Source organism: Runella sp. MFBS21 (assembly GCF_029433105.1).
In the GTDB taxonomy this organism is placed as follows: Bacteria; Bacteroidota; Bacteroidia; order Cytophagales; family Spirosomataceae; genus Runella.
The window spans coordinates 803171-819093 of record NZ_JARNTW010000001.1 but is presented as its reverse complement, the minus strand read 5'-3'; the positions used below and the strand labels follow the sequence as shown (position 1 = coordinate 819093).

Sequence of the window (15923 nt, the reverse complement as noted above, 5' to 3'; positions counted from 1 at the left end):
CATAAACGTAGGAAAAATTCTCTCTGTTTTATGCGCTGTTTGATCATTACGTGTTGCTGCTTACTTCTAGCATTCTGTGTCCGTGCCCAAGGTGGCTATTTGCTTTTGTCAGGAAAAGTCATCGACAAAATCACCCAAAAACCCATTGCCCATGCCTACATCGGGATGATGAGTAAAGGAACGGGAACACTCACCAACGACGACGGTCAGTTTTTTTATCGCTTCCCTCGCATTGCGGTCGATTCCGTCCTAGTAGTCGCAGTCATTGGCTATCAGCCTTTTCAGCAAAAAGCATCGTCTTTTCAGCCCAATCAAAAAGACGTAGTCATTGAACTTACTCCTACTACGCCTCGCGTATTGGATAGTAGTTATATCAAAACTTTTGAAGCCCGAAATCTAGTAGCTGAAGCACTGGGCAAAATCAAGAAAAACAATCCTCAAGCACCTTATCTACTGAGCGGCTTTTACCGCGAAACCCTCCAACAAGACGGCGAATACATCGAAATCAGAGAAGCTGTATTGCATAGCGAAAAAGACCCTCGTCCCAAAATTCTGATTCCTGAAAAAGTAAAGGCCATAAGAGGACGCACTTTTACCAGCACAAATCGCTCCAAGGCTCTTGAAGGTTATGCCTTTCCCAACGGAGCTAGCATTGTCACTCATTCTATTGATGTAGGCACTCCTGAGTACCTCGACGGTAAAAACCTCTATGACTATGCCTATCAAATCGACGATACCATCACCCATTATTTGGGCAAAGAAGTCTATCGCATTTTGTTTAAACCTGCTAGTACTGGTCTCAAAGCTGCCCGCAATGGTGTCATCTGTATCAGCGCTGCTGACTCCGCTATTGTACGTATCGAATACGACTTTACGAGCGAGGGCGTCAAGGATGTTTTAAAAACAGGTACTAACGACAAACTCTTCGGCAAAACCAAACGTGATCCCAAGCGGCTTTATACTTGTATCACATATAAACCTTTCAATGGTAAATGGTTTTTGCAAGACTATAGAATGCTTTTGGATACTCAATTCGAACAAAAAAATGCCCAAGTACTCGGCACTATCAAACTGCAATTTGCTACTACCGAAATCCAGAAAAGCAACGGCAACCGTATCCCTGAAACTGATATATTGGTAGATACCGAAAATTTTTCCCAACAAAGCATTCCTAAATACGACGAAGTCATTTGGGGAAACTTCAATTTTATCATACCCTCCGATGCCATGCGCCAGATTGTAAATACCTTGATAAAATAAGCCTTTTGTGTTTTGAAAGCTTAAAAAAGTTAGCCAACTTGTCGGACTTGTATCATCCATTCACTTCTGACACAAATGAAAACTCGACCTTTACTTTGGCTAGCTACCTTGGGTTTGTTTTATATTTACGGGTTCCCAGCGAAGGGTCAATCTAAAATTGACTTAGAGACTGTTCTCCAAAAACACGTAAAAAACTACTACGGAGACTTATACGAATTTATGAGCTTGCCTAGCAATGCTCACATCAAAGAGCAAATCCAACCCAATCTGGATTGGTTAAAAAAAGCTTTTGAAAAACAAGGCTTCCGTACCGAAGCACTGCCTACGGGGGGGCATCCTGTTTTTTTTGCGGAGAAAGCACCCGCTGTTTCTCCCAAAGGCAAGCTCAAAACTTTATTGTTTTATATGCATTTTGATGGGCAGCCGGTGGAGCCTGAAAAATGGCAGCAAGCTTCCCCCTACCAGCCTGTTTTGAAAAAACGCACCGCCGATGGTAAATGGGAAGCGCTAGACTGGAATCTTCTTCAAAAAAACTACGACCCCGAATGGCGTATTTTTGCCCGCGCCGTCTCCGACGATAAAGGGCCAATTCTAATGCTCTTGGCGGCGCTAGACATGATGCAAAAAGAAAAAATCAATTCTCCCTATCACATCAAAGTTATTTTGGACAGTGAAGAGGAAATTGGCGCACCGCATTTGGCCGAAACCGTCAAAAAATACAAAGACAAACTCGCCGCCGATTTTTTGATGGTCATGGACGGAGGACGACATCTTTCCAATGAACCAACACTCACTTATGGTTGTCGAGGCATTGCTACAATCACGCTTACTACCTATGGCCCCAAAATCTCCCAACACAGTGGGCATTATGGCAACTATGCTCCCAATCCTGCCCTTAGAATGGCACAATTGCTGGCTTCTATGAAAGATGAAGACGGACGGGTGACGATTCCGGGCTACTATGATGGCATCAAAATCGACGAAAATGCGCGTAAAATCTTAGCTGCTGTACCCGACGACCCCGAACTTATTCGCCAAAAACTGGTATTTACCCAGCCCGACAAAGTAGGGGGCAATTATCAAGAAGCGCTTCAATATCCTTCTTTAAACATTCGCGGATTGGTATCTGCCAACATCGGCGAAAAAGCCAATACCATTGTGCCAGACGAAGCTACCGCCGAAATCGACCTTCGCCTTGTCCCTGAATCTTCTCCTGATTATTTGATTGGGCTAGTTAGAAAACATATTGAGTCAAAGGGATATGTAATTCTGGACCATAAACCTACCGATGCTGAAAGGCTGAAATTCCCTAAAATTGTGACCTTGACCGAAAATGAATCAAGGATGCTACCTTTCCGTACTGACTTTGGCATCTATCCCGACCGCTGGCTTACGGCGGCATTGGTCAGAACTTTTGGGAAAGAACCTATCAAAATCAGAATGACGGGTGGCTCAGTGCCGATAGTGCCTTTTTTGCGTGAACTAAACTTGCCTGCTATTCATGTACCCATGGTAAATATGGACAATAACCAACACGCCGCCAATGAAAATTTAAGACTAGGCAACTACGTAGAAGGCATCAAAACATGGATGGCTATTTTGACCCAAGAAGACGTAAAGTAGCGCGAAGCAGCCCGAAGTAGAGGCACCCATCAAAAATAGCCCTCAAGAGTGGTTATTTTTGATGAAATTAAAAGCCTCAAAATTAATCTTTACCTAGATTCAAAGCGGCTTTGGCTCGGTCATAAAAGCCCGTACTTTTGAAAGTAAAGGTTTTGTGTAAAATAAAGTTGCTCACAAAACTGAGTCCCATTCCGACCAAAGTCGATGCTGCTTCTGTGACGTTTACTTCACGGTATTTGGCTGGAATAAAATCTAAAGGAATATGATAAATTATATCGTTGGGGTTGCTCGCGTGGAGGATGTTGAGCGTAAGTGCCGCAAACCCTACCGTAATACCAAAAGAAATCGCAGCCACAATCCCAAATTTAACCATTTCGCGACGGGTTTTGTTGGTATTGCGTGCATCGAAAGCAAATAGCTTGGTCAATACAAATCCTACAAAAAAAGAGACAATATACCCCAACGATACCGACGCGTAAAAGTCAACGTAGTTACGAAAAAAGCTTCCTGATATAAATTGTACTGCTGCACCAGTGCCTGCTATCAGAAAATAAACAATGAGGTCTTTTAGATTAAAAAGCGTAGATTTCTTCTTCACAAGTATGTTTTAAACTACATGAGGGGGCAAAATAAGTGCATTTTTGACAGTCACCCAAACGAACAACCTAGTTTTTATTTCTCGGTTAGAAGGAGTTAGAAACAAAAAACACCAACAATAGCTCCATTCCGTCCTATAAAATCTCCTTTTCTATAGGGTAAAAACTAAATTTTAGCTCTTAAAAAAAGAAAAAGAGCCTCATAAAGATTTTATGAGACTCTTAAATAAAATTTATTTTTTACAACTTTTTAGGTGAATTTGGAGAGACTGGAGCTATTGCAGGTTTAGGAGTCTGAGTAGGTTTCGCCGCTTTTTTGGGTTTAGCAGGAACGGATGCTCGTGGGGTGCGGGCAGCCCTAAACTCTATTGGTGGTGGCGGAGGAACTAAGTGGCTTATTTCATCCGAATAGCGTTCGAGTTCTTGAGCATATTTTTCATTGATTTTTTCTAATTTTTGCAATTGGCTTTCTAGCTCTTCAATGGGTTGACGTGCCGTTTTGATTTGCCCCTTCAATTCGCCCAATTGCTGATTTAATTGTTGTACGTTGGCCTCATTTTGTTTGATTTGCTCTTCAAACAACGCCAACTGTTTCTCCATTTGTTCTTCTGTTACTTTTTTAGCCTGATTCTCTTGATGAAGCACTTGATTGCGTTTTTCCAACACTTTGTTACGCTCATCATGAGATTTATTTTTTTTCCACTCTAGCACTTCCATTTTCCGCTCTATTTCGGCTGTTTTAAACTCATATTGTTCCATTTCTAGGCGCAATGCCTCCATTTTTTGGTACTGAGGCTCCATAAGGCGTCGAAGGCTATCCATTTTAGCATGATTTCGCGCCATTACAGCCTCAAAAAGAGAATCGGGTTCAATCGGAGCAAGAGACTCTATATACGCGGCTTCGTCAGGCAAAGGGGGAGGCGTTATCTCCATATTGTCCATTGCAAGAAATGACAAGCCTTCTGCCAAATTTCTCATTCCCTTGTCAAGCTCATTTTCAGCCTTCATGATTTGAGTTAAGATGGCTTTTTGCTCCGCATTTTGAACCGAAGAGAAGGTTACTTTTCCTTCCTCAATATCTTGTTTGAGCTGCTGAAGTGCTTCTACTTCTTTGCCCGACAATATTCGTTTTTTCCAAATAACCTGAGTCAGTTTTCCATCCTTGTCCAAAACAAATTTAGTGTCTTTTGAGGTGTGGCTGATATTGGTCGCTTTCGTTTTTTTGGTAGGTTTATCTTGGGCTTGGAGCGCATAGACAGACACTCCTACCACAAGCAATAAAATCAGAATCAGGCCATTGCCTCCTAAGCGTTGTTGCCGCTTTTCGGCTACGCCTAATATACGTCGAATCCGATGCAACATCACTCCCTTTTTAGAAGCAAACCCCATAGCAAGTTGAGGTGTGTGGCGAAAAACTTCTACTTGCGTTAGAGCCTGAGCAAAAGCTATTTTATCACCACAAATTTGTACGGCAAGGTCATCGCAGCAATGTTCACGCTCTTCTCTTACCCTTGCCGACAACCACCACAAAGCTGGATGAAAAAAGTAAAAAATCTCCACAATCGACTGCAACAGATTCACCAAATAGTCATGACGCTTTATATGAGCGAGTTCATGCGCCAATATAGTTTCGATTTGCTTAGTAGTAAGCCCCGTAGCTAGACCAATAGGTAACAAAACAACGGGTTTGATAAAACCAATTACCATTGGCGTAGTTACTCGCACCGACTCAAACAAATGGACCGTTTGACGGATACGGAGCGCGGCCGTAAGTTTTTTGAACAAAGTTTGTACAGAAGCGTCAGTCAGGCGAATCCCCTCTGCTTTGAGTTGCTGTACATATACCCAACTGCCTATCATCCGGACAAACAACACCAAAACACCTATTGCCCAGCCTAATACAATATAATCAAGATGAAGTTGTAAAAAAATCAATGCTTGTTTGTACCAAGGTAAGGCAACTTTAGCATAATTGAGCCCCCGCGCTAAATAAGGAGTAGCTGCCCGAGAAGCACTTACCACAGCCCTAGCTGAGGTTTTTATAGGCTGATAATAGTAAGTAAAAGTGGCCACCGAAGAAACTATCTGTAAAGCCAGCCCTCCAACCCCTATTCTATACCGCAGCGCACTTGAATGCTTTCTTAATAAAAATAACATCATCGCCGTAACTAGTACGATTCCAACTCCTTGCCACACGGCATGCAGGAGTGTCCAGCCTAAAGCCTGTACAATCGGCTCTGTTATAAGTGAAAGAGTTTTCATGACTGTTTTTCGATTTGGTCTAAAAGTTGACGAATTTCATCAAGTTCGGCAGAGGTAGTTTTGTGATTGCCCAAGGCATGCATAACGAGCTTGCTCGCTGAGCCTCGAAAGGCCGTATCCACAAAACGCTCCAACAAAGTGGTTTGGGTCTCTTGTTCCGTCACATTGGCCTCATAGATGTGCGAACGCGCTTCTTCGAGCCTCGTGAGTAGCCCCTTTTCGTACATAATTTGCATCAATTTGAGGGTAGTAGTGTAGCCTACATCACGGCTTTGCGATAGCCGCTCGTTGACTTGCCGCACCGTACAAGGGCCTTGCTGCCAAAGCACCTGTAAAATTTCAAGTTCAGAATCGGTTGGTTTCATGGGAGAAATAATTAATCTACGAATATTTTCGTAGCAAACATATACGAACAATTTCGTAATACCAAATTTTTTGTACGAAAATTTTCGTAGATATATTTCCTCGGCCTTCCTGCTAAGAGAATGAGATTGTTTTGGGTACAATGAAAGTGCCCTAGGATAGCCCATACCACACAAAGTATTATCTTTGCCTTTCAACTGTACCACCATGACTAACACGATTGTTCCTCAGCTTCAGGCTACCCAACAAGCCGCTGCGCAAGTACGACGCTTATCAAGCGAGCAAAAAACGGCTTTATTAAACCACTTGGCCGATTTGCTTCTCCAAAACCAAGCCTCTATCATGGCCGAAAACCAAAAAGATATGGAGCGTATGCCAGACGGGGATCCGAAAAAAGACCGTTTGTTTCTAAACGAAAAACGAATCCAAGGTTTGGCCGATAGCCTGCGCGATGTAGCCCAGCTCCCCGATCCTTCGGGAGAAGTATTGTTGGAACGTGAAATCGAACAAGGTCTTAAACTCAAAAAAATAGCCGTTCCGCTTGGAGTGGTAGGCGCTATTTTTGAATCTCGCCCCAATGTCACTGTGGACGTAGCCGCTTTGTGTCTGCGTTCGGGCAATGCCTGCGTGCTAAAAGGAGGCAAAGAAGCTGACTTTTCCAACCGTTATTTGGTTAGTTTGATTCATCAAGCTTTGGACGAGCATCATATCGATACCAACGCCGTAATGCTGCTTCCTACCGACCGTCAGTTTGTGAATGAGCTTCTCACCGCCACGCGCTACGTAGATATTATTATTCCTCGCGGTTCGGAATCGTTGATTCAGTTTGTTCGTAAAAACTCCTTGATTCCTACTATCGAAACCGGCGCGGGTGTATGTCATGGCTATGTAGAAAGTACCGCTGATCTTCTCAAAGCCCGCGACATCGTAGTAAATGGACGTGTATCGCGCCCTTCGGTTTGCAATTCGATGGATTGCGTGATTGTGGACCGCGCCATTGCTACTTCATTTTTGCCCTTACTCCAAGATGATTTTATTAAGTGGAATGTAGAGGTTTTTGCCGATGAAGAGTCCTACCCTATTTTTGAACAAATGCAATATCCGTTTCTCCAACATGCTCAATCTCAAGATTTTGGGCGAGAGTTTTTGGATTATAAAATGGCGGTCAAAATAGTAACAGGTTTGGAAGAAGCCCTTTCTCACATTCAAAACTACTCATCTCGGCACTCTGAGGCGATTGTCTCCAGCGACCAAACACTCATCAGTAGATTTTTGAGCGAAGTAGATGCCGCAGCAGTCTATGCCAATGCTTCTACGCGATTTACGGATGGAGGAGTATTTGGATTAGGAGCTGAAATTGGCATCTCAACCCAAAAACTCCACGCGCGTGGTCCTTTTGCCCTCGAAAAACTCGTCACCGAAAAGTGGGTCGTAGTGGGAGATGGGCAGGTAAGATGGTAGCATTTTGATACATTTTTAAATTCACTAATACCTCATAATCCATGAAACACCTCTTACTGGTGGTTTCGTTTTTTTGTATGTCTGAAACCATTTTTGCCCAGAGTGATTTAGCGCAACGTCTTTTTGATGCGCATGATTTGTTTAAAGAAAAAACCATAACCGAACGCCGTGCTTTCAAACATCGGCATTTGGTACCGCTCATCGACAAACTCAAAGCAAGTCCTAAATTCAAGGTCATTGAAGCAGGCAAGTCTTTTGAAGGGCGGTCTATTTTTCAAGCTCAATACGGCAACGGCGCGCCTCCAGTGTTGCTTTGGTCGCAAATGCACGGCGACGAAGCCACCGCCACCATGGCACTTTTGGATATTTTCAATTTCTTGAACGCAAGTGGCGATGGTTTCGATGATTTCCGTAAAAAACTCGCCGAAAAGTCAACCCTTTACTTTGTGCCTATGCTCAATCCTGATGGCGTAGAGCGCTGGCAACGACGCACCGCCCAAGAAATCGACATGAACCGCGATGCCTTGCGCCTGCAATGCCCCGAATCCAAACTGCTCAAGCATCTCCAACAAACGCTTAAACCACTCGTAGGTTTTAATCTCCACGACCAAAGCCCCCGCTACAGCGTAGGCGATAGCAAAGAAGTGGCCGCCATTTCTTTTTTGGCCACGGCTTACAATCACGAACGTACCATCAATTCTGTCCGCGAGCGTGCTATGCAGCTTATTGTAGGCATGAATCGCGACCTTCAAAAATTCATTCCTAATCAAGTAGCGCGCTATTCGGACGAATTTGAACCTCGGGCATTTGGCGACAATATCGCCAAGTGGGGCACAAGTTTGGTACTGATTGAATCGGGAGGTTATAAAAACGACCCCGAAAAACAATACCTCCGTAAGATGAATTTTATTGCGATTCTTACCGCTTTAGAATCCATTGCTGACGGTGCTTACAGCCGCGAAAAACGTACAGAGTACGAGAAAATTCCTCAAAACGGGCGTAATCATTTTGACCTTATTATCCGCAATGCCAAAGCCGAACTCAACGGACAAACTTATACGGTAGATGTGGCTATCAATCGCAACGAAGTCAGCAATGCCGATGCCACCGCATTTAGCTATCGTAGTAGTGTAGAAGATTTCGGAGATTTGTCGGTATTTTATGGAATTGACGAACTCGACGCTCAAGGAGGAACCTTGGTCGATGCCAAAGGCAAACCGATTGTATTGCGTCTAGGCGATCGAGGCAATTTCGAGATTCGAGCTGGTAAAAAAGGGTGGAAAATTGAAAGTGGCTTCGTAAAAAGTTTATAATTCCCCATGAAAAGACGCGATTTGCTTCTCTCCTTTGCAGCGGTTCCTTCTCTCTTTAGCGGGCGCAGTCCAAAACGCTTCTCTCGTTTTGAGAGAGGGTCTTTTGCTATTGATGCCAATCGAATCCGCTTTTTTGTGCCTCATCTCAAAGAGCGATTCAGCATTATGTTTATTGCGGATACGCATCTTTTCAGAGACGATGCGCGCGGCGCTGATTTTACCCAATATAGCGCCCGCATGGCCAAAGCATACAATCAAACCAAGCATTTCCAAACAGGCGAAGCTACTCAGCCTGAAGAATGCTTTCAGAAAACCTTAGCGTTGGCCCAAACTGAAGGAGTTTCTTTAGTAGCTCTCATTGGCGATATTGTGAGTTTTCCTTCGGAGGCTGCAATCGACTGGGTAGGTCAACAATTAAAAACTGTCAATTTACCCTATATGTATGTAGCCGGCAATCATGACTGGCATTATGAAGGGATGTCTGGCACTCTCGCCGAATTACGTAATACTTGGGCGCACAAACGCCTTTCGCCGCTTTATCAGGGAGCCAATCCTCTGATGACAAGCCGCGAAATCAACGGCGTTAGGTTTGTAGCATTAGACAATTCGACTTACGAAATCTCACCCGAACAACTTGATTTTTTTCAGAAAGAAGTGGCTACTCAAAAGCCCATAGTGCTGATGATTCATATCCCGCTCTATGCTCCCGAAAGGCCCGTAAGCTTTGGATGTGGCCACCCCGAATGGGGCGCAAAAGCCGACCGTAGTCACGAACTTGAACGCCGCCCTCGTTGGCCCGAGACAGGCCACACTACTACTACAATGCGTTTTTATAAAGAAGTCACTCACAGCCCCAATATCATAGGGGTTTTGGCGGGTCATACTCACAAACAAACCCTCGACGTCATCAATGGCCTGCCTCAAATCATAACGCCTGCCAATGCGACGGGCGGCTATTTGAAAGTAGAGTTTGTACCTATTTGAAATTCTTTTGATATTAATCCAATGCAAGTATTTCATTCTATCGCTGACCTGCGACTTTTTCTAAAAAACCAACGTCAACAAGCCAAAACTGTGGGTCTAGTACCTACCATGGGCGCACTACACGAAGGGCATTTGTCGCTCATCGAGGCATCTCGTGAACAAAATGATGTGACTGTGTGTAGCATTTTTGTCAATCCCATTCAATTCAACAATCCCGACGATCTCGCCCGCTACCCTCGTACGCTCGACGCCGATTGTGCCATACTTGCACCTGCTGGCTGTGATGCGGTTTTTGCACCCTCGGTAGAAGAAATGTATCCCGAAAAGGCTAGCCTTAAATTTGATTTCGGTGATTTAGAACGCGTCATGGAAGGAAAATTTCGTCCAGGGCATTTTAATGGGGTAGGAATTGTGGTGTCAAAATTGTTTAATATCGTTCAGCCTGACCGTACTTATTTTGGACAAAAAGACCTGCAACAAGTAGCCGTCGTGAGACGAATGATGATTGACTTAGGATTTCAGATTGAACTTCACCCCCGCCCTACCCTTCGCGAATCTGACGGTCTGGCAATGTCGTCGCGGAATCGTAACCTTACTTCTGATGAACGTGCGATTGCGCCCCACATTTTTGAAGGTTTAAATCTAGCAAAAGCACAATTGTTAGAAGGTCAAAAACCCACAGAAGTAAAAGCAATGATAGAGCAGCATTTTAGCAAAGAACCTGCTTTTAGATTAGAATATTTTGAGATTGTCAACGCGAATACGCTACAATCCGTCGATGAAATTCAAGCAACGAACCAAACGGCGATGTGTATTGCCGCTCATTTAGGAAAGGTACGATTGATTGATAATTTTGTTTTTTAGACTCCTAATATCCATTTGGCTATATAAAGTGAAGCAAGTGCAGTAAGCCCCATCAAAGCCGACGAAGGAGTAATGCTACGCAAAGTAGTAGCTACTGTTTGATTGCCAAAACGCGCAATGACCCAAAAATAGGAATCGTTGGCATGAGAGGCCACCATAGAGCCTGCACCCATCGCCAACAGTGCCAACAAAGTGCCATCGCCACTCCCAAAACCCAAGCTTGCCAAGAGTGGCGCTACTAAAGAAGCCGTAGAAACTACCGCCACGGTAGAAGACCCTTGGGCTGTTTTGAAGATAGCGGCCAAGCCAAAGGGAATCAAAAGGCCCCAATTGCCTGAAGCCAAAGCAGGGCCATAAACCTTGCCTAGCTCAAGCGTTTTGATGATTTCTCCAAAAGCCCCACCCGCCGCCGTCACAATCAGGATAGGGCCCGCTTTCTCGATCGCATCATCAAAAAGATGATTAAGTCGTGTTTTGTCTATTTTTTGAAAAAGAGGCAACGTCAGCACAATCCCCACCAACAGTGCACTCACAGGTTCTCCTATAAATTTAATAAAGTTCAAAAAAGACGGAGGTACTGACTCAGGATTGAGCAGTAGTACCGATTTGAGTGAAATAAGCGCAATCGGAACAATAATGGGTAAAATCGACAAAAAAGGCGATGGTAAAAACCCAGCACTATCGTCTGTTTTAGGTACTTCCCCCAACGACTCTTCAGAAGCATTTGAAGGCAACATAATGCTATACACATAACCAATCGCCGCCGTAGGTAGGGCTATACAAATACCAATCAGCATCGCCTTTCCTAAATCTACATTGAGTACACCAGCGGCAGCTGTAATACCTGGGTGCGGCGGAACTAAACAATGAACTGCATATAAGGATGTAGCTAAACAAGCCACTAATGCCCGTCTTTTGGAAGGAATTTTTTGACCTAACGAAACCACTAAACCGCTCAAAACCACAAATCCAGAATCACAAAAAATAGGCAGCCCTATCAACACTCCCACCATAGTGATGGCTAGAGGTGCGTACTTTTCACCTGTTTTGGACAAAATCAAATTAGCCAAACTTAGCGTAGCATTGGTTTTGTCTAAAATAACTCCCAAAGTAGCGCCTAGAATGATGAGTAATCCGATTTTTTCGAGCGTACTTCCAAAACCTACTTTGAGGTATTTGAGTACACTCTCTCCGTCCATGCCTGCCGCGAATCCTACACCAATTGCCACCAAAATCAACACAAAAAAAGTATTGAATTTGTATTTAGAGCTAAGCAAAATGATAGTCAAAATACTGACAACAAGCAGAATAGACACAAAAAATGGACTGTGCATAAAAACCAAGGTTTAGGTCAAAATACAAGCACAGCACTTGCTATATCTACTGTTCTAATTTGTACCACTTGATGTTGCGTAGTGGCTCGCGCCGCGAGTAGGCGGCCTGATTGGGCGCATAGTGTTTGGCAAGGTAATCAAGCACCGTTTTTTCGGTTTCGCCCAAATCCCATAGCTTGTGGTTGCGCTGCATCCACCTGATTTTGCTCAACCATTCATCTCTCGTAAAACGGTGCTGAAGAATCAACTTAGGCGAATGACAACCCGTACATTGGGCTTTTATAATCGCAAAATTAGGGTCTAGCGCGAGTCCTGTTTCGGCATCTACTGAATCGGCCAAAACCATTTGCGATTTTTCGAGAGAAGGCGCGTTTTCTCTAGTGATAGCCGCCACAAATAAGCCGACAATGGCCAACATCATCACAAAACGCTCTATTGATATTCTCACTGTTTTCATTTGTTTCATCATTAAGTGCAAAAACACTCATTTCTCAATTATAGCTAGACTATCACACCACTTTTACCGCAATACGATGACAAGTATTGTTCAGATACCCTCCTGGATTCCAAGCCGGAATCACCATCGGTTGAGAAGCGCCATGTGAATCCGTAGCTTTTGCCCATACTTCATAGTATCCTTTTTTAGGAAACTGAATTTGAGTCGACCACTGTTGCCAAGCCAATCGATTTTTGGGCGTTTGCAAACTTGCTTTTTGCCAAGTAGCCCCATAATCTATCGAAACATGTAGCTCTTTCACTGCCAAATCCCCTGCCCACGCATGACCACCTACGGTCAATGTTTTCCTAAAATCAATCATTGCTCCTGATTGGGGCGATGTAATGAGCGACCTTACGGGCATTGATTCGATGATTTGATAGTTTTCGGGCGTTTCGGCTAGTTTTTCGCCCGGTTGAATCGGCTGCCGAGGAATACGATAGCTATGTCCGTCCATTTTGGCGCCATCATGCTCTTTGTTTCTGACCGCAATCGTATGAAGCCACTTGCCTGATACCGACGCCGGCCATCCACCCACCACCAATCGCAGCGGAAAACCGTGCATCATCGGAATCTCTTGGCCGTTGACGGCCCATGCAATGAGTGTTTCGTCCTCAAGGGCTTTTTTAATAGGTACTCCCCGCGAAATCACCACCTTGCTCGCATCACGACTTGGGTGAAGGTCTTTGCCATAATATCCAATATATACCGCATCGTCTTTTAGACCTACATCATTCAGAATATCTTTGAGGCGTACTCCTGTCCATTCGGCGCAACTGACCGCCCCTTGATCCCATTGATTGCCAGAAGTTTGTGGCACAAAACCTGAACGCCCATTGCCGCCACATTCCAACACCAATTGATAAGTATAAGTCTTAAACTTACTCTTCAAATCGCTCAATTTGTAGGTTTTTGGCGCTTTTACAGATTCCCCTTTGATGGTCAATGTCCAAGTAGTAGGGTCTATTTTTTCTTCTGGTACCAGGCCATTGTTTCTTATAAACATCCTATCGATAGGTGTAACTGCATCGTTCAACAAATGCGGAGGCGTTTCGACATTCCAAGGCTTATCGCTCAACACAATCATATCGGGGTGTTTGCCCTTTAAGCCTTCATCTAAGGCCAATGGAACGTGGTGCTTTGGCATATTTTCGGCAAAAACAATGTCGGTTCCTACCAAGCCCGCTAGTGACGTAAGCACACTTTGTTTCAAAAAACCGCGGCGGTCATGAAGTTCAGTATTCATAAGAGGTTGTAAGTGCGAAAGCGCACGTTAATCATTATTTTCTTGAAATCAATAAATTACAAAAACTCAAAACTTACCAAGCTTAGGATTTACTTTTTATTGTATTCCCTAAAAGCAAAACGCATAAAAGATTCCGGCATTGGTTCGGGCTGCCCTTGTAAGTGAATCAGCCAAAATTTTCGCATCAGTACTAAGTCTTTTACTTTAATAAGCTTCAATTGACCCATATTTAACTCTTTTTGGATGGATTTTATCGACAAAAAAGCCATACAATTAGAATGTTCGAGAAAGGACTTGATGCTTTCGGTACCGCCCAGATGCATCACAATCTGCAACGAAGAGAGTTTGAGATTATGCTCTTTTAGCGCGCCTTCAATCACCTCCAAAGTACCGGAGCCACGCTCTCTCAACACCAAGGGGATGTGGGTGAGTTCGTCGATGGTGAGTTCGTCGAGATGAGCCAATTTGCTTTTGACATGCACCACCGCCACGAGTTCATCATCCATAAAGTCAACGTATTTGATGCCCGAATGGTGCTTTCTACCTTCTACTACGCCCAAATCTATGGTATGCGACAAAACCGCATTTTCTATCATTTCGGTATTGCCATTGAGAAGCGATAGCTCCACTTGAGGAAATTTCTCATAATACTTAGCCAGCAAAGGTGCAATCAAATACTGCCCAATAGTAGTACTCGCCCCAAGGCGAAGTTTGCCGCTGTGCTTTGATTGGAGTGTTCCCAACTCAAAAGCTGCTTCTTGGTATAGCTGTAATATTTGATTAGCGTATTTTTTGAGCAATTCGCCCGCAGGAGTCAAAAAAACGGAGTTTCCTTTTCGTTCAAAAAGCCGCGTACCATATTGCTGCTCTAGTTCGTGGATGTGTTTGGTTACGGCGGGCTGCGTCACAAACAGCTCTCCCGCTGCTTTGGTAAAGCTGAGGTGATTGGCCACGCTACAAAATACTTTTAAACGAAAATCTGACACGACATCTTGAGCTTGGGATGAAATACAAAGTAAATAGAATTTAGGGAATATATTTTTTTGAACCATGATAAGGTTTGGTCAACAATAGCCTAATCCCTAACTTTACAGCCTACACTTTACATTTTACGTTAACATACCCAATGCCACAACAGAAAATTCAACAAATATTTGAGGAAATGGGCAAAGTGGTGGTAGGCCAAGAAAAGCTTATTAACCGCCTCCTCATTGGCCTTTTTACGGGTGGACACATTTTACTAGAGGGCGTCCCCGGACTAGCCAAAACCCTGACAGTGAATACCCTTGCCAAAGTTTTAGACTTAGATTTCCAACGTATTCAGTTTACGCCCGACTTGCTTCCTGCCGACATCATCGGGACTATGATTTATAAACCCAAACTCGGTGACTATGAGGTGAAGAAGGGTCCTATTTTTGCCAATATGATTTTGGCCGATGAGGTCAACCGCTCACCTGCGAAGGTGCAATCGGCTTTGCTAGAAGCAATGCAAGAAAAACAAGTGACGATTGGGGAAGAAACTTTTCACCTCGACCGCCCTTTCTTTGTATTGGCTACCCAAAACCCCGTAGAGCAAGAAGGCACTTACCCACTCCCTGAAGCGCAACTCGACCGCTTCATGATGAAGGTATTTGTGGATTATCCCAGCAAAACGGAGGAGCTAGAGGTAATGCGCCGAATGTCAAATTTGGATTATAATTATGAACCTCAGGCTATTTTAACAAAAGAAGATATTCGCCAAATCAGGCACGAAATCAATCAAATTACCCTCTCCGAAACCCTCGAAAACTACATTGTAGAACTGGTTTTTGCCACTCGTAAGCCCCTCGAATACGGCTTGCGTGAAGAAGATAAATACCTTCAATATGGCGTTTCGCCACGGGGAACGATTAAATTAAATTTGGCAGCCAAAGCCCTCGCTTATTTTTCGGGACGCGATTATGTATTGCCCGAAGACATCAAAGAAGCCGCTCCCGATGTATTCAATCATCGTATCACTCTCAATTACGAAGCCGAAGCAGATGGTATCACAACACGTTTTGTGATTGATTCCATTTTGAGAAAAGTAGCGATTGGACGGTAGTTTAAACCAAAAAATACTCTTACAACATCAAACCCTGA

General features: G+C 43.9%; 14 protein-coding genes. 7 read left to right on the top strand and 7 right to left on the bottom strand.

Annotation, left to right across the window (positions count from 1 at the left end; all coding sequences use genetic code 11):
- Window positions 1-30 precede the first annotated feature (30 nt).
- Complete coding sequence (locus P1X15_RS03190) at window positions 31-1260, top strand: carboxypeptidase-like regulatory domain-containing protein (protein ID WP_277336684.1); 1230 nt, start codon at window positions 31-33, stop codon at window positions 1258-1260.
- A 75-nt stretch (window positions 1261-1335) separates the two neighbouring features.
- Entirely contained in the window at window positions 1336-2883 is a 1548-nt protein-coding gene (locus P1X15_RS03185; protein WP_277336683.1) for a M20/M25/M40 family metallo-hydrolase, read from the top strand.
- Window positions 2884-2965: 82 nt separating this feature from the next.
- Here P1X15_RS03185 and P1X15_RS03180 read toward each other — a convergent pair whose 3' ends face one another.
- From P1X15_RS03180 to P1X15_RS03170, 3 genes are all read right to left on the bottom strand, one after another.
- Complete coding sequence (locus P1X15_RS03180) at window positions 2966-3481, bottom strand: GtrA family protein (protein WP_277336682.1); 516 nt, start codon at window positions 3479-3481, stop codon at window positions 2966-2968.
- Window positions 3482-3719: 238 nt separating this feature from the next.
- Window positions 3720-5741, bottom strand: coding sequence for a M56 family metallopeptidase (locus tag P1X15_RS03175; protein WP_277336681.1), 2022 nt, complete (start codon window positions 5739-5741; stop codon window positions 3720-3722).
- Window positions 5738-6106, bottom strand: a complete 369-nt coding sequence (locus P1X15_RS03170) for a BlaI/MecI/CopY family transcriptional regulator (protein WP_277336680.1) — start codon at window positions 6104-6106, stop codon at window positions 5738-5740. The genes P1X15_RS03175 and P1X15_RS03170 overlap by 4 nt, the downstream gene beginning before the upstream one ends.
- A 205-nt stretch (window positions 6107-6311) precedes the next feature.
- On the opposite strand from P1X15_RS03170, the gene P1X15_RS03165 reads away from it, so the two are divergent.
- Genes P1X15_RS03165 through panC form a run of 4 tightly spaced genes read left to right on the top strand, consistent with a single transcriptional unit; the run spans window position 6312 to window position 10726 of the window.
- Window positions 6312-7565 carry a glutamate-5-semialdehyde dehydrogenase gene (locus P1X15_RS03165; protein ID WP_277336679.1) on the top strand — a complete coding sequence of 418 codons (1254 nt, stop codon included), beginning with the start codon at window positions 6312-6314 and terminating at the stop codon, window positions 7563-7565.
- Window positions 7566-7606: 41 nt separating this feature from the next.
- Window positions 7607-8878: a M14 family zinc carboxypeptidase gene (locus P1X15_RS03160; protein ID WP_277336678.1), complete on the top strand. Its 1272-nt coding sequence runs from the start codon at window positions 7607-7609 to the stop codon at window positions 8876-8878.
- Window positions 8879-8884: 6 nt separating this feature from the next.
- Window positions 8885-9862 carry a metallophosphoesterase gene (locus tag P1X15_RS03155; RefSeq protein ID WP_277336677.1) on the top strand — a complete coding sequence of 326 codons (978 nt, stop codon included), beginning with the start codon at window positions 8885-8887 and terminating at the stop codon, window positions 9860-9862.
- A gap of 21 nt (window positions 9863-9883) precedes the next feature.
- Window positions 9884-10726, top strand: a complete 843-nt coding sequence (panC, locus tag P1X15_RS03150) for a pantoate--beta-alanine ligase (protein ID WP_277336676.1) — start codon at window positions 9884-9886, stop codon at window positions 10724-10726.
- Here panC and P1X15_RS03145 read toward each other — a convergent pair.
- The 4 genes from P1X15_RS03145 to P1X15_RS03130 all read right to left on the bottom strand — a co-directional run bounded on the left by P1X15_RS03145 (window position 10723) and on the right by P1X15_RS03130 (window position 14788).
- Window positions 10723-12060, bottom strand: a complete 1338-nt coding sequence (locus P1X15_RS03145; protein ID WP_277336675.1) for a GntP family permease — start codon at window positions 12058-12060, stop codon at window positions 10723-10725. The two genes, panC and P1X15_RS03145, sit on opposite strands and share 4 nt — an antisense overlap.
- 46 nt (window positions 12061-12106) lie before the next feature.
- Entirely contained in the window at window positions 12107-12517 is a 411-nt protein-coding gene (locus P1X15_RS03140; protein ID WP_277336674.1) for a hypothetical protein, read from the bottom strand.
- Window positions 12518-12569: 52 nt separating this feature from the next.
- A complete protein-coding gene (locus P1X15_RS03135) occupies window positions 12570-13802 on the bottom strand; it encodes a sulfite oxidase (protein WP_277336673.1) in 1233 nt (410 codons plus the stop codon).
- 89 nt (window positions 13803-13891) lie between these two features.
- Window positions 13892-14788, bottom strand: a complete 897-nt coding sequence (locus P1X15_RS03130; protein WP_277336672.1) for a LysR family transcriptional regulator — start codon at window positions 14786-14788, stop codon at window positions 13892-13894.
- Window positions 14789-14928: 140 nt separating this feature from the next.
- Here P1X15_RS03130 and P1X15_RS03125 point away from each other — a divergent pair, with 140 nt between their 5' ends.
- Complete coding sequence (locus P1X15_RS03125) at window positions 14929-15885, top strand: MoxR family ATPase (protein ID WP_277336671.1); 957 nt, start codon at window positions 14929-14931, stop codon at window positions 15883-15885.
- The last annotated feature ends 38 nt before the right edge of the window (window positions 15886-15923 follow it).

Bases quoted from the DNA above. Each gene is read 5' to 3' on its own strand.
- P1X15_RS03190 (WP_277336684.1), top strand. From the start codon at position 31: ATGCGCTGTTTGATCATTACGTGTTGCTGCTTACTTCTAGCATTCTGT.
- P1X15_RS03185 (WP_277336683.1), top strand. From the start codon at position 1,336: ATGAAAACTCGACCTTTACTTTGGCTAGCTACCTTGGGTTTGTTTTAT.
- P1X15_RS03175 (WP_277336681.1), bottom strand. From the start codon at position 5,741: ATGAAAACTCTTTCACTTATAACAGAGCCGATTGTACAGGCTTTAGGC.
- P1X15_RS03170 (WP_277336680.1), bottom strand. From the start codon at position 6,106: ATGAAACCAACCGATTCTGAACTTGAAATTTTACAGGTGCTTTGGCAG.
- P1X15_RS03165 (WP_277336679.1), top strand. From the start codon at position 6,312: ATGACTAACACGATTGTTCCTCAGCTTCAGGCTACCCAACAAGCCGCT.
- P1X15_RS03160 (WP_277336678.1), top strand. From the start codon at position 7,607: ATGAAACACCTCTTACTGGTGGTTTCGTTTTTTTGTATGTCTGAAACC.
- P1X15_RS03155 (WP_277336677.1), top strand. From the start codon at position 8,885: ATGAAAAGACGCGATTTGCTTCTCTCCTTTGCAGCGGTTCCTTCTCTC.
- panC (WP_277336676.1), top strand. From the start codon at position 9,884: ATGCAAGTATTTCATTCTATCGCTGACCTGCGACTTTTTCTAAAAAAC.
- P1X15_RS03145 (WP_277336675.1), bottom strand. From the start codon at position 12,060: ATGCACAGTCCATTTTTTGTGTCTATTCTGCTTGTTGTCAGTATTTTG.
- P1X15_RS03140 (WP_277336674.1), bottom strand. From the start codon at position 12,517: ATGAAAACAGTGAGAATATCAATAGAGCGTTTTGTGATGATGTTGGCC.
- P1X15_RS03135 (WP_277336673.1), bottom strand. From the start codon at position 13,802: ATGAATACTGAACTTCATGACCGCCGCGGTTTTTTGAAACAAAGTGTG.
- P1X15_RS03125 (WP_277336671.1), top strand. From the start codon at position 14,929: ATGCCACAACAGAAAATTCAACAAATATTTGAGGAAATGGGCAAAGTG.